Below are 13,290 nucleotides of genomic sequence, written 5' to 3' on the forward strand. Positions count from 1 at the left end.
TGGCTGTGTGCCTAAAATGGTGCATTGCAGCAGATTTGCAATGCATTGCCAGTCATCAGGAGTTTTCATTGCCGGTCAAGCCCTCAGTCAAGTCGATCAAGTCAGCGCCATCGGGCACAACGACTGATCATGGCAGCGTCCGGAAGATCAAAAAGTATCCCAATCGCCGCTTGTACGACACGCAGACTTCCACTTACGTGACGCTGTCGGAGATTAAGAAGCTGGTGATGGTGGCTTCGCCTTTGGTGGTGGTGGATGCCAAAACGGGCGAAGACCTGACGCGCTCCATCTTGCTGCAGATCATTCTGGAAGAAGAGTCGGCAGGGGTGCCGATGTTCAGCGAAGCGGTGTTGTCCAACATCATCCGTTTTTATGGCCATGCCATGCAGGGGCATATGGGCTCTTATCTGGAAAGTCATGTCCAGTCTTTCATGGACTGGCAAAGCAAACTTGGTGAGACCAGTCCTGCCTTGAGCCCCGAAGTCTGGGCGCAGTTCATGCAGTGGCAGACGCCACTGATGCAAAACATGTTTTCCGGCTTGGCCAATCCGTCGCAGAGCGTCATGGCCCAGATGCAAGACCAGATGCAAAAGCAGATTCAGAATAACACCGAGCAGTTATTGGGCGCTATGGGTTTAAGGACTTCATGAGGTCTTGGATGCCCTTGTGTCACAAGCCTTCGTTTTTGCGGGGACAATGGGGGCATGAGTGAAATGACTGCAACTGCCCCCCTCCCGATCCCCAAAGTGGGTTTTGTGAGCCTCGGCTGCCCCAAAGCGCTGACCGATTCCGAACTGATCCTGACGCAATTGAGCGCCGAGGGTTACCAAACTTCCAAAACTTTTGAAGGCGCTGACCTGGTCATCGTCAACACCTGCGGCTTCATCGACGATGCCATCCAGGAAAGCCTGGACACGATTGCCGAAGCCCTGAATGAAAACGGCAAAGTGATCGTGACCGGTTGCCTGGGGGCCAAGATGGGCGAGGGCGGCGGCAACATGGTCCGCGAGTTGCATCCCAGCGTGCTGGCCGTGACCGGCCCACATGCCACGCAAGAAGTGATGGACGCGGTGCACACCCATTTGCCCAAACCGCACGATCCGTTTCTCGATTTGGTGCCCGGCGGTTTTGGCGAGGCGGGGCTCAAGCTCACGCCGCGCCACTATGCGTATTTGAAAATCAGCGAAGGCTGTAACCACCGCTGCACCTTCTGCATCATCCCCTCGATGCGGGGCGACCTGGTTTCGCGCCCAATTGGCGATGTGCTCAAGGAAGCCAAGGCCTTGTTCGAAGGCGGTGTGAAGGAGTTGCTGGTCATCAGCCAGGACACTTCTGCCTATGGCGTGGACGTGAAATACCGCACCGGTTTTTGGGATGGCAAGCCGATCAAGACCCGCATGCTGGAGCTGGTGCGCGCTTTGGGCGAGATGGCCCGCGAGCACGATGCCTGGGTTCGTCTGCACTATGTGTACCCGTACCCCAGCGTGGACGACATCATCCCCTTGATGGCCGAGGGCCTGGTCTTGCCTTATCTGGATGTGCCGTTTCAGCACAGCCACCCCGATGTGCTGCGCCGCATGAAACGCCCGGCCAGCGGCGAGAAAAATCTGGAGCGCATCCAGCGCTGGCGCGAACTGTGCCCCGAGCTGGTCATCCGCAGCACCTTCATTGCCGGTTTCCCGGGCGAGACTGAAGAAGAATTCGAGCACCTGCTGGGCTTTTTGCGCGAAGCGCAGATTGACCGCGCGGGGTGTTTTGCCTACAGCCCGGTCAAGGGTGCCACAGCCAACGATTTGCCCGGCATGCTGCCCGAGGCTTTGCGCGAAGAGCGCCGCGCCCGCTTCATGGCGGTGGCCGAAGAGGTGTCGATTGCCCGCTTGCACCAGCGCGTGGGCGCGACCATGCAGGTGCTGGTGGACAGCGCCCCGGCCATGGGTCGTCGTGGCGGGGTGGGGCGCAGCTTTGGCGATGCGCCCGAAATCGATGGTGTGGTGCGTTTGTTGCCGCCCGAGAAAATGAGCAAAACCCTCAAGGTGGGCGAATTCACCCGCGCCCGCATCGTCAGCGTGGAAGGCCACGACCTGGTGGGGGTGCCGGTTTGATGCGCTGCGGTGCATCGCTGGCCAGCCTTCGGGCGGTCCGCGTGCGCCATGCGTTGCACGGTTCGAGTGCCGAGACAAGTGTTTCAAGCAACAAAAAAGCCGTTGATCAGAAATCAACGGCTTGTTGTGTTTTGAACTTATCTGATTCGATAAGATTGGTGCCCAGAAGAGGACTCGAACCTCCACGATGTTACTCGCTAGTACCTGAAACTAGTGCGTCTACCAATTCCGCCATCTGGGCATCTCAGGAAGCTTTGAATTATAGGGCATCCACATCGTCTCTTCGGGCTGGACGTGAAGAAAAGTGCAAATTTATCGCGGCAACAGTCAGACGCAAAAACAAAAAAGCCGATGACTTGCGTTCATCGGCAGATATGGGTTTGTGTTTGTTTAAGATGGTGCCCAGAAGAGGACTCGAACCTCCACGATGTTACTCGCTAGTACCTGAAACTAGTGCGTCTACCAATTCCGCCATCTGGGCATCTCAGGAATCAAAGGATTGTATATTAAAAAAGTAGCTCCAACCAGCGGGATGCTGGATGAAATCGAAGGCCAGGTGCAAGGGCACCGCGACGGCCATGGCTTCCTGATTCGTGACAACGGCGAGTCAGACATCTACCTGTCGCCCAATGAGATGCGGGCGGTGCTGCACCGTGACCGCGTCAAGGTGCGCATCGTGCGCCAGGACCGCAAAGGGCGACCCGAAGGGCGCATCGTCGAAATCACGGAGCGTCCAGAGCAGCCCATCATTGGCCGCTTGCTGCAAGAAGGTGGTTTGTGGTTGGTGGCGCCGGAAGACAAGCGCTACGGCCAGGACGTGATGATTCCCAAAGGGGCTACGGGCACGGCCAAGCCGGGCCAGGTGGTGGTGGTCGAGCTGACCGAGCCGCCCGCTTTGTTCGGGCAGCCAGTGGGTCGTGTGAAGGAAGTGCTTGGCGAGATCGATGATCCCGGCATGGAGATTGAAATTGCCGTGCGCAAATACAGCGTACCGCATGAATTCTCGGCGGGGTGTTTGGAGCAGGCCAAGGGGCTGCCCGACAAAGTGCTGGCCAAGGATCGCAAGGACCGGGTGGATCTGCGCGATGTGCCCTTGGTCACCATCGATGGTGAAGATGCCCGCGACTTTGACGACGCTGTCTATTGCGAACCGGCCAAAGTCGGTCGCGGCAAGGGCTGGCGTTTGTTGGTGGCGATTGCCGACGTGAGCCACTATGTGCAAACGGGCAGCGACATCGACATCGATGCCTACGACCGTGCCACCAGCGTGTATTTCCCGCGTCGTGTCATCCCGATGCTGCCCGAAAAATTGTCCAACGGCTTGTGTTCGCTGAACCCGGATGTGGACCGCTTGTGCATGGTCTGCGACATGCTGGTCAACGCCAAGGGCGATGTGCATGCCTACCAGTTTTACCCGGCGGTGATGCACAGCCATGCGCGCTTCACCTACACCGAAGTCGCGGCCATTTTGGCCAACACCCGCGGACCGGAAGCGGCCAAACGCAAGGAGCGCGTGACCGACCTGATGAACCTGCAGGACGTGTACCGTGCCTTGCTGGCCTCGCGTGCAGTGCGCGGTGCAGTAGACTTTGAAACCACCGAAACGCAAATCGTGTGTGATGAAAGTGGCCGCATTGAGAAGATCGTGCCGCGCGTGCGCAACGAAGCGCACCGTTTGATTGAGGAAGCCATGTTGGCGGCCAACGTCTGCAGCGCCGACTTCATCCAGCAGGGCAAGCACCCCGGTTTGTTCCGCGTGCACGAAGGCCCCACGGCCGAGAAAAAAGACATCCTGCGCAATTACCTCAAGGCCTTGGGGTTGGGTATGAGCATCAGCGACGACCCGCACACCGCTGAGTTCCAGAAAATCGCGCAAGCGACCAAGGACCGCCCGGATGCGCAGCAGATCCACACCATGCTGCTGCGCTCCATGCAGCAGGCCATCTATACGCCGGTGAACAGTGGTCACTTTGGCTTGGCCTACGAGGCCTACACCCACTTCACCAGCCCGATCCGGCGTTATCCGGATTTGCTGGTGCACAGGGTCATCAAGTCCATCTTGTTGGGTCGCAAATACCAGTTGCCCCAATTGCCGGTGCCAGGCGAGGCGCATGCCAAGCTGACCAAGCGGCTGGAAAAAAACAAGGCCGCTAAAGGCGCTTCTGACGCGAATGCCCCTCGCGTGCGCATGTCGGCCGCCGACCAGCAAGCCTGGGAGGCCGCCGGTCTGCATTGCAGCGCCAACGAGCGCCGAGCCGACGAAGCCAGCCGCGACGTGGAAGCCTGGCTCAAGTGCAAATACATGCGCGAGCATTTGGGTGAGGAATACGGCGGTGTCGTGTCTGCTGCGACCAGCTTCGGTATTTTTGTGACCTTGGACGCCCTGTATGTGGAGGGTCTGGTGCACATCACTGAGCTGGGCGGTGAGTATTTCCGCTTTGACGAGCTGCGTCAGGAGCTGCGCGGAGAGCGCACGGGTATCCGCTATGCCATTGGCACGCGGGTGCAGGTGCAGGTCAGTCGGGTGGATCTGGATGGTCGCAAGATCGACTTCCGTTTGGTGCACCCCGGTGATGATTTGCTGCCGCGCGCCATGCGCGACAAAGGGTTGTCGGCACCAAGCTCTCCTGAAGGCGTGCATGGCAAAAAGCAGGGTGGGCCTGCCCGAGGCGATCGCGCCGCAGACCGCCGCATGGCCGATGCGGAGCGCAACCGCTCGCCGATTCAGGCGCTCAAAGCTTCGGTCCAAAAAGCTTCTGCCAAGAAAACCAGCGCCAAGAAGAAGGGCCCTCGGACCAGCAAATCGCGCCGTTGAGCCGATGATGACCTGAAGCGGCCATGCACTGGGGTGCATGGCCGTTTTGCATGGCGTGCTTCAGTACAAGGCCTGCGCCAGTTGGCTGGCCGTGAGCGACTGGCCTGCAGGCCAGTCATCCGCCGCTTGGCCGTGTTGGTGCACAGCGGCGCAAGCGGCATCAAAGGCGCTCAGGCTTTGTGCCATGCGAGTGCCAATGAGACCGGCCAGCACATCGCCCGTGCCACCGATGGCCAATTTGCCGTTGCCGGTGGTGTTGATGCGCGGGGTCTGCCCGGGTGCTGCGATCACGCTGCCTGAGCCTTTGAGCACCACAACACAATCGAACAATGCCGCTAGATCTCGAGCCGCTTGTAGGCGATTGTTTTGGATGCTCGCGGTATCGGTTTTCAAAAGCCTTGCCGCTTCCAGGGGGTGCGGCGTGATCACGGTGGTCTGTCGCAGGCCTCGGCCGCGCAAGGCCTTGGCCAGTGATTCGTCTTGTGCCACAGCGTTCAGCCCATCGGCGTCCAGCACCAGTTGGGCGCTGCGTGCCAGAACTTCGGCCAGGAGGGGCTGGATGGCTTGTCCGCCACCGCAGCCACACACGACATGCAGTTTTTCCAGGTCCAGTTGCGTCCAGGGGCGTTGCATCAGATCCGGTGGCACCGACACGGTGGACTCACCCAGCAGACTGAGCATCACGCGGCCAGCGCCTGCGTGAAGCGCGGCCGTAGCGGCCAATACAGCCGCGCCGCTCATGCCCATGCCATGCAGGGTCATCGGTTCGCCGCCGATGACGGCAACATCGCCGTGACTGCCCTTGTGGCTGGCGTGGGTCTTGTGGCCTTGTTCGCCAGGCGTGTTGAGCCAAGCCTGCGGCCGAAGGCGGACGGGCTCTTTGGCAGCTGAGTCGAGACTTTCCAGCCAGATCTCTCCGCACAGATCCCGGCCATGACCCATGAACAGTCCCGGTTTGGCCGCAACAAAAGTCAGTGTGTGATGGGCTCGTACGGCCCGCGAAGGTGTCTGTGCATCAGCGCCCAGAAGTTGGCCAGACTGCGCATCCAACCCTGTCGGTAAATCCAGCGCCAGAACTTGTGCCCGGGACTGGTTGATGGCGTCGACCCAGGCCTGGATTTGAGGGCTCAGTGGCCGGGACGCGCCCAAACCCAACAAGGCGTCGATGCACAGGTCTTGCGGACACATGCCTGCGATCCAGTCGTGGGGTATCTCGGTTTGTACCGTGAGCCCTGCTTGCAGGGCTCTGGCCAGTGCCGCTTGTGCATCGGCGGCTTGTTGGTCCCGGTCGATCAGCAGGCTGACCCGCACCGTTTTGCCTGCCAAGTGCAATTGCAGGGCCGCCTCCAGTCCATCGCCTCCGTTGTTGCCGGGACCAGCTGCGACCCAAATGCGCTGGGCATGCGGGGCCACGGCAAGGGCCAGTTGTGCAGCGGACAGCCCTGCAGCTTGCATCAAGGGCGCAGGACTGCGGGCCTGAAGTTGCCGCTCCAGAGTTTTCAGCGGGTCGCGCTGAAAAACAGGCCAGTTGGAGGTGGGGGCCAAGCGTTGCATGGTGTTCAGGTTTTTTGAAGCAGGGGCTCGAGCAGCAAGGCCAGTTGAAGGATGGTGTCGTCGTGCATGGCACCGTGCCAGGCCATCAGGCCCACGGGCAGTTCACCCGGGGCGTGGCAGGGCAGACTGATGCCGCAGCCATCCAGCGTATTGACGGCGGCGGTGTTGCGCAACAACAGGCTGTTGACCCGGAAGAATTCGGCATCGCGTTCTGGCCCCGGTGCTACATCGCGCAAAAGTGGCGCCACGATGGGGGTGGTGGGGGAGAGCACGGCATCGTGCTGGCGCAAGGCGGCTTCGACCCGCTGTATCCAATCGGCGCGGGCATGCAGCAGGTCGATGTATTCGTGGGCCATCATGCCTGCGCCAATGCGGATGCGTTGTGCCACCCGTGGGTCGTAAAGTTCAGCGTTTTGGGCCAGGTGTTGCCGGTGCCAAGCGTAGCTTTCCGCTGGGCTGAAACCGCCGGTGCGCATCATGGGGCCGATTTCAAGCAGCTCGGGTAAAGCGATTTCTTCAATTTGAGCGCCTGCCGCACGCAGTGTTTGCAAGCTGCGCTCAAAGGCTCGGCTCACCGGGGCGTCCATGCTGTCTTGCATGAAGTCTCGAACCACCGCAAGCCTGTAGCTCGACAAAGGCTTGTCGGTTTGGGGTACCCGGCGGCCCGACAGGATTTCGTGTGCCAGGATGGTGTCGCGCACCGTGCGTGTCATGGCGCAGACGGTGTCCAGTGTGGTGGACAAGGGCAGGGCGCCTTGTGTGGGGACCCATCGGGCCGTGTTCTTGAAACCCACGATGCCGTTGAGTGCCGCCGGAATGCGGATGGAGCCGCCGGTATCCGACCCCAGGCCGATGAAGGCCGCGCCAGTGGCCACGGAAACGGCTGCGCCAGAGCTGGAGCCGCCTGGCACCCTCGGGTCTTGGGCATCGCCAGCAGCTGTGTCGGTCAAGGCATCCCAGGCAGCAGGGGTGCCGTGGTGCGGGTTGATACCCACGCCAGAGAAGGCGAATTCGACCATGTTGGTGCGTCCGATCAAGCCAGCCCCAGCAGCGCGCAAGCGCGCCACGGCTTGCGCATCCTTTTGTGCCAGCGGCTGATCGCGCAAAACCACCGATCCGGCGGCGGTGAGTTGCCCTTGCACATCAAACAAGTCCTTGACCGAGACCGCAAGACCGGCCAAAGGACGGGTCTGGATGACGACCTGACTGGCCGTTTGCTCCAGCGTTTCAGGGGTCAGCAGCAAGAAGGCGTCGCGGCATTGCGCCCCTTGCGCGATGTCCAAACAGGCTTCGGCCACGCTTTGCGGATGGATTTCGCCACTCAAAATGGCTTGACGGGTGGCGATCAGGTCTTTTTTCATAGAAGGCGGCTGTGTCCAGGAGGTGTCAGGATGCTATAATCCTAAGGCTTTGTACAGCGCGATGGCTGTCTCTTGGGTAGCTTATCCAAAGGGCAGATCGGCCGAGTTGTCAGAGCACATCCGCAAACCCGCCCCATCAAGGTGTTGCGCCGACTCGTTGGCGTGATCAGTGGGCTGGATTTAAGACACAACCTTTGGAGTACTTTATGTCCGTTACCATGCGCGAAATGCTGGAAGCCGGTGTCCACTTCGGTCACCAAACCCGCTTCTGGAACCCCAAGATGGCCCCCTTCATCTTCGGCCACCGCAACAAAATCCACATCATCAACCTGGAAAAATCGCTGCCGATGTTCCAGGACGCGATCAAATTCGCCAAGCAGCTGTCTGCCAACCGCGGCACCATTTTGATGGTGGGCACCAAGCGCCAAGCCCGTGAGCTGGTGGCTGCAGAAGCCCAGCGCGCTGGCGTGCCTTTCGTCGACCAGCGCTGGTTGGGCGGCATGCTGACCAACTTCAAAACCGTCAAGACCTCGATCAAGCGTCTGAAGGACATGAAGGCTCAGCAAGAAGTCGGCCTCGACAGCCTGAGCAAAAAAGAACAACTGATGTTCAAGCGCGAGATCGAAAAGCTCGAAAAAGACATCGGTGGTATCCAGGACATGGCCACTTTGCCTGATGCGATCTTCGTGATCGACGTGGGCTACCACAAGATTGCCATCGCCGAAGCCAAGAAATTGGGCATCCCATTGATCGGTGTGGTGGACTCCAACCACTCGCCCGAAGGCATCGACTACATCATCCCCGGCAACGACGACTCGGCCAAGGCCGTGGCTTTGTACGCCCGTGGTATCGCTGACGCGATCATCGAAGGCCGTGCCAATGCGGTCAACGACGTGGTCAAGGCCGTGACCGAAGGCGCTGACGAATTCGTCGAAGAAGCCAACGCTTCTGCCTGAGTTCCCAAGACTCGATGAAAGGGGCTTTGTGGCCCCTTTTTTTTAATCTGACTTTTAGACTGAATACGGAGAAATCAAATGGCTGCAATTACCGCAAGCATGGTCGCTGAACTGCGCGCAAAAACCGACGCCCCCATGATGGAGTGCAAAAAAGCCCTGACCGAAGCCGAAGGCGACATGGCCAAAGCGGAAGAGTTGCTGCGCGTCAAGCTGGGCACCAAGGCTGGCAAGGCCGCTTCGCGTGTGACCGCCGAAGGCGTGGTGACCAGCTTCGTGAGTGGCACCACAGGCGCCATGATCGAAGTCAACTGCGAAACCGACTTCGTGACCAAGAACGACAGCTTCCTGGCTTTGGCCAACGCCGCTGCCAAGCTGGTGGCTGAGCACAACCCTGCCGACATCGCTGCTTTGGGCGCTCTGCCTTACAGCCAGGACGGTTTTGGCCCCACCCTGGAAGAAGTGCGCAAGGGCCTGATCGGCAAGATCGGCGAGAACATGAGCTTCCGCCGCTTCAAGCGTGCCGCTGGCGCAGCCAAGATCGCCAACTATTTGCACGGCACCCGCATCGGCGTGTTGGTCGAGTACGAAGGTGACGAAACCGCTGCCAAAGACGTCGCCATGCACGTGGCCGCCATGAAGCCTGTGTCTTTGACCAGCGCCGAAGTGCCTGCCGAATTGATCGAAAAAGAGCGCTCAGTTGCTGCTGCCAAGGCTGTCGAGTCGGGCAAGCCTGCCGACATCGCAACCAAGATGGTCGAAGGCTCGGTGCAAAAGTACCTCAAAGAAGTGTCTTTGTTCAACCAGTCTTTCGTCAAGAACGACAAGCAAACCGTTGAGCAAATGCTCAAAGCGGCCGGCACCACAGTGAGCGCTTTCACTTTGTACGTTGTGGGCGAAGGCATCGAGAAGAAGGTCGACGACTTCGCTGCTGAAGTGGCTGCCCAAGTGGCTGCAGCTCAAGCGGCTGCTTAAGTTGCTTTCACCTCGTCATCCCATCGTTTGTTTCCATATTGAAGGAGTCCATCATGTCCGAAGCCAAGCCAGCCTTTAAGCGCATCTTGCTCAAGCTGTCCGGCGAGGCCCTGATGGGGGATGATGCGTTCGGTATCAACCGCGCCACCATCGTCCGCATGTCCGAAGAAATTGCCGAAGTCACCCGACTTGGCGTTCAGGTGGCGGTGGTGATCGGTGGCGGCAACATTTTTCGCGGCGTTGCCGGTGGTGCTGTCGGCATGGACCGTGCCACAGCCGATTACATGGGCATGCTGGCCACGGTGATGAACTCCTTGGCCCTGGCCGATGCCATGGACAAGGCCGGTTTGACCGCGCGTGTCATGTCGGCCATCGGCATTGACCAAGTGGTCGAGCCTTATGTGCGACCCAAAGCTTTGCAGTACCTGGAAGAGGGCAAAGTGGTGGTGTTTGCGGCCGGTACCGGCAACCCTTTCTTCACGACCGATACAGCCGCTGCTTTGCGTGGCGCGGAAATCGGGGCCGAAATGGTGCTCAAAGCCACCAAGGTCGATGGCGTGTACACCGCCGATCCCAAGAAGGATGCTTCGGCCACCCGTTACAGCAAAATCAGTTTTGACGAAGCCATTTCGCGCAACCTGGGCATCATGGATGCCACCGCGTTTGCCTTGTGCCGCGACCAGAAGCTGCCCATCAAGGTGTTTTCAATCATCAAGAACGGCGCTTTGAAGCGCGTGGTGATGGGCGAAGACGAAGGCACACTGGTTTATGCTTGATCCTGTTCTGACGAGGAGAACCCCATGACGATTGCTGACATCAAGAAAACAACCGAAACCAAGATGGAGCAGTCCATCGCGGCGTTCAAGAACAACCTGACCAAAATCCGCACGGGCCGTGCCAATCCGGCTTTGCTGGACACGATCCACGTGGATTACTACGGATCGCCTGTGCCCTTGTCACAAGTGGCCAACGTGTCCTTGATGGATGCGCGCACGATCAGTGTGCAGCCTTGGGAAAAAGGCATGGGTGCCAAGATCGAAAAAGCCATCCGCGAAAGCGAATTGGGCTTGAACCCCGCCTCCATGGGCGATCTGATCCGTGTGCCAATGCCGCCCATGAGCGAAGAGCGCCGCAAGGAAATGACCAAACTGGCCCGCACCGAAGGCGAGAACGGCAAGATCGCCATCCGCAATTTGCGCCGCGATGCCAACGAATCGGTCAAGAAGCTGGTCAAGGACAAACTGGCTTCGGAAGACGATCAAAAGCGTGCCGAAGCCGATGTGCAAAAATTGACCGACAAGCGCATGACCGAGATCGATCAGTTGGTGGCCGCCAAAGAACAAGAGATCATGGCGGTCTGAGTTTGCGAACAATGCCGTGGCCATCCACGGTCTGAATGGCCGCCCTTTGGCGGCCTTTTTTTCTGGAGAACGCATGCTCAAGCAAAGAGTCATCACTGCACTGGTCTTGCTGGCCTTGTTGCTGCCCGCCTTGTTTGCGGTCAATCCCTGGCCCTTCTTGGCTTTGACGGTGGTGTTGATCGCTGCTGGGGCATGGGAGTGGGGCCGCTTGAATGCCATGGGACCGCTGTGGTCATGGGTGGGGGCGCTCATTGCGCTGGCCTTGTGTGGTCTGGCGCAGCGCTGGGGCTGGGTACAGGCGAGTCCTCCGCGGGTTTGGTTGCTGGCAGGCGCGGGTTGGGTCTTGTTGGGCGCTTGGGTGATTGGCCGTGGTGTTGCGGCATGGGCCTTGTGGCCGAAGACCTTGCGTTGGGTGGTTGGTTTGTGCCTCTTGGTCATCGCTTGGTTGGCCATGGCGCAAGCCCATCAGCGCGGTGTGAATTTCTTGTTGTCGGTGTTGGTCCTGGTGTGGGCGGCTGATGTGTTCGCCTATTTCTTTGGGCGTGCTTTTGGGGGGCGTCTGGTGGGCGTGAAATTGGCGCCCAGCATCAGTCCTGGCAAAAGCTGGGAAGGTGTGTTTGGCGGCATGCTGGGGGTGATGCTGGTGGCACTGGTTTGGGCCGAAGTCGATCGCCGTTGGGCGCTTCCCAGTCAGAGCTTTTATTCCTTGCTGTTTGCCAAAGGCGCCTGGGTGGCTTGGCCCGCTCTGCTGTTCATGTGCGCCATGAGTGTGGTGGGTGATCTGGTGGAGTCGCTGGTCAAACGCAGCGCGGGCATGAAGGACAGCTCGGGTTTGTTGCCTGGACATGGCGGCGTGCTGGACCGTGTCGATGCTTTGCTGCCCACCTTGCCATTGGCCATGATGTTGGTGACCTGGATTTGAAGGGCGATCGATGAACAATAAGCAAAGCATCACCATTTTGGGTTCTACCGGTTCCATCGGGACCAGCACCCTGGACGTTTTGGCACGTCATCCCGAACAGTTTTCGGTCTATGCCCTCACGGCTTCCAGCCAAGTGGACCTCATGCTGGCTCAGTGCGCGCAGTTCAAACCTCAAATCGCCGTGATGGTCCGTGAGGACGCTGGGCGTTTGCTGGCAGATCGGGTCAAGGCCGAAGGCTTGCCCGTGGAGGTGCGGTGGGGCGCTCAGGCCCTCGATGAGGTGTCGTGTGCGCCTGAAGTCGATGCGGTGATGGCGGCCATTGTGGGCGCAGCAGGTTTGTCACCTTGTTTGGCTGCAGCACGTGCGGGCAAGCGATTGTTGCTGGCCAACAAAGAAGCCCTGGTGGTGGGGGGCGAGGTCTTCTTGTCGGCTGTGCGCGAGGGTGGGGCAACGCTGCTGCCCATCGACAGTGAGCATTCGGCCATTTTTCAGTCCCTGCCCGAAGACCCCACAACCTGGCAGCGTCGTGTGCACAAGATCATCCTGACGGCTTCAGGGGGGCCGTTTCGTGGACGTGATCCTGCCACCCTCAGGGAGGTGACGCCCGAACAGGCTTGTGCGCACCCCAATTGGGTCATGGGGCGCAAAATTTCGGTGGATTCCGCGACCATGATGAACAAGGCGCTGGAGGTGATCGAGGCGCGTTATTTGTTCGGCATGTCCCCGGATCAACTCGAAGTGGTCATCCATCCCCAGAGCGTGATCCACTCGATGGTTCAGTACAAGGACAATTCGGTGGTCGCTCAGTTGGGCACGCCAGACATGCGTGTGCCCATTGCTTACGGTTTGAGCTGGCCTGAGCGCATGACCTCAGGCGCCTCAGCTTTGGATTTTCACGCTTTGGCGGCCATGACTTTTGAAGCCATGGACGGGCATGGCCATCCGCGGCGTTTTCCAGGCATCCAGCTGGCGTGGGAGACGCTCAATGGCGCACCTGGCACCTGTGCCTTGCTCAATGCGGCCAATGAAATCGCGGTCGATGCTTTTTTGAGTCGGCAAATTCGCTTTGATCAGATCCACGTGGTGAACCGGGCGACGCTGGATGAGCTGAGTTGTCCTGCGCCGAAGGATTTGCAAGATTTGATGACGCTTGATCGTCAAGGTCGTGAAATGGCCCGATCCATCGTATTGAGATTGGCTGCTTAACAAACAGTCTTTTACCCCGATAGCGCCTCTTCTTGTCTTG

The 13,290-nt window shown here is 59.4% G+C and carries 11 protein-coding genes and 2 tRNA genes; 9 read left to right on the forward strand and 4 right to left on the reverse strand.

The features are described 5' to 3' along the window. The first annotated feature begins 95 nt into the window (after positions 1-95). Both phaR and rimO read left to right on the forward strand, forming a co-directional pair. Positions 96-650 carry a polyhydroxyalkanoate synthesis repressor PhaR gene (phaR, locus tag Q1W40_RS14415; RefSeq protein WP_300713311.1) on the forward strand — a complete coding sequence of 185 codons (555 nt, stop codon included), beginning with the start codon at positions 96-98 and terminating at the stop codon, positions 648-650. Between the two features lie 54 nt (positions 651-704). Beyond that, positions 705-2,102: a 30S ribosomal protein S12 methylthiotransferase RimO gene (rimO, locus tag Q1W40_RS14420; protein WP_300713243.1), complete on the forward strand. Its 1,398-nt coding sequence runs from the start codon at positions 705-707 to the stop codon at positions 2,100-2,102. Between the two features lie 156 nt (positions 2,103-2,258). Here rimO and Q1W40_RS14425 read toward each other — a convergent pair. Together Q1W40_RS14425 and Q1W40_RS14430 are read right to left on the reverse strand one after the other, a co-directional pair. Further along, positions 2,259-2,343, reverse strand: a tRNA-Leu gene (locus tag Q1W40_RS14425). 155 nt (positions 2,344-2,498) lie between these two features. Beyond that, positions 2,499-2,583: transfer RNA gene (locus tag Q1W40_RS14430), tRNA-Leu, on the reverse strand. A 51-nt stretch (positions 2,584-2,634) separates the two neighbouring features. On the opposite strand from Q1W40_RS14430, the gene rnr reads away from it, so the two are divergent. Continuing rightward, positions 2,635-4,917, forward strand: a complete 2,283-nt coding sequence (rnr, locus tag Q1W40_RS14435; protein ID WP_300713245.1) for a ribonuclease R — start codon at positions 2,635-2,637, stop codon at positions 4,915-4,917. A 60-nt stretch (positions 4,918-4,977) separates the two neighbouring features. On the opposite strand, the gene Q1W40_RS14440 is transcribed toward rnr, so the two are convergent. After that, positions 4,978-6,471 (reverse strand): NAD(P)H-hydrate dehydratase, encoded by a 1,494-nt coding sequence (locus tag Q1W40_RS14440; protein WP_300713246.1) that lies wholly within the window; start codon positions 6,469-6,471, stop codon positions 4,978-4,980. Positions 6,472-6,476: 5 nt separating this feature from the next. Then, positions 6,477-7,832: an amidase gene (locus Q1W40_RS14445; protein ID WP_300713248.1), complete on the reverse strand. Its 1,356-nt coding sequence runs from the start codon at positions 7,830-7,832 to the stop codon at positions 6,477-6,479. Positions 7,833-8,038: 206 nt separating this feature from the next. Here Q1W40_RS14445 and rpsB point away from each other — a divergent pair, with 206 nt between their 5' ends. The 6 genes from rpsB (at position 8,039) to ispC (ending at position 13,250) form a co-directional block, all read left to right on the forward strand. Next, on the forward strand, positions 8,039-8,788 hold the full coding sequence (gene rpsB / locus Q1W40_RS14450; RefSeq protein ID WP_300713250.1) for a 30S ribosomal protein S2: 750 nt from the start codon (positions 8,039-8,041) through the stop codon (positions 8,786-8,788). Positions 8,789-8,866: 78 nt separating this feature from the next. Then, positions 8,867-9,760, forward strand: coding sequence for a translation elongation factor Ts (gene tsf, locus Q1W40_RS14455; RefSeq protein WP_300713252.1), 894 nt, complete (start codon positions 8,867-8,869; stop codon positions 9,758-9,760). 53 nt (positions 9,761-9,813) lie between these two features. After that, on the forward strand, positions 9,814-10,536 hold the full coding sequence (pyrH, locus tag Q1W40_RS14460; RefSeq protein WP_300713254.1) for a UMP kinase: 723 nt from the start codon (positions 9,814-9,816) through the stop codon (positions 10,534-10,536). A gap of 24 nt (positions 10,537-10,560) precedes the next feature. Next, positions 10,561-11,121, forward strand: a complete 561-nt coding sequence (frr, locus tag Q1W40_RS14465) for a ribosome recycling factor (RefSeq protein WP_300713256.1) — start codon at positions 10,561-10,563, stop codon at positions 11,119-11,121. 73 nt (positions 11,122-11,194) lie between these two features. Next, on the forward strand, positions 11,195-12,043 hold the full coding sequence (locus tag Q1W40_RS14470) for a phosphatidate cytidylyltransferase (protein ID WP_300713258.1): 849 nt from the start codon (positions 11,195-11,197) through the stop codon (positions 12,041-12,043). A 10-nt stretch (positions 12,044-12,053) separates the two neighbouring features. Further along, a complete protein-coding gene (ispC, locus tag Q1W40_RS14475) occupies positions 12,054-13,250 on the forward strand; it encodes a 1-deoxy-D-xylulose-5-phosphate reductoisomerase (protein WP_300713260.1) in 1,197 nt (398 codons plus the stop codon). The last annotated feature ends 40 nt before the right edge of the window (positions 13,251-13,290 follow it).

Origin of the sequence: Limnohabitans sp. (assembly GCF_030158565.1) — a bacterium.
Classification (GTDB): domain Bacteria; phylum Pseudomonadota; class Gammaproteobacteria; order Burkholderiales; family Burkholderiaceae_C; genus Limnohabitans_A.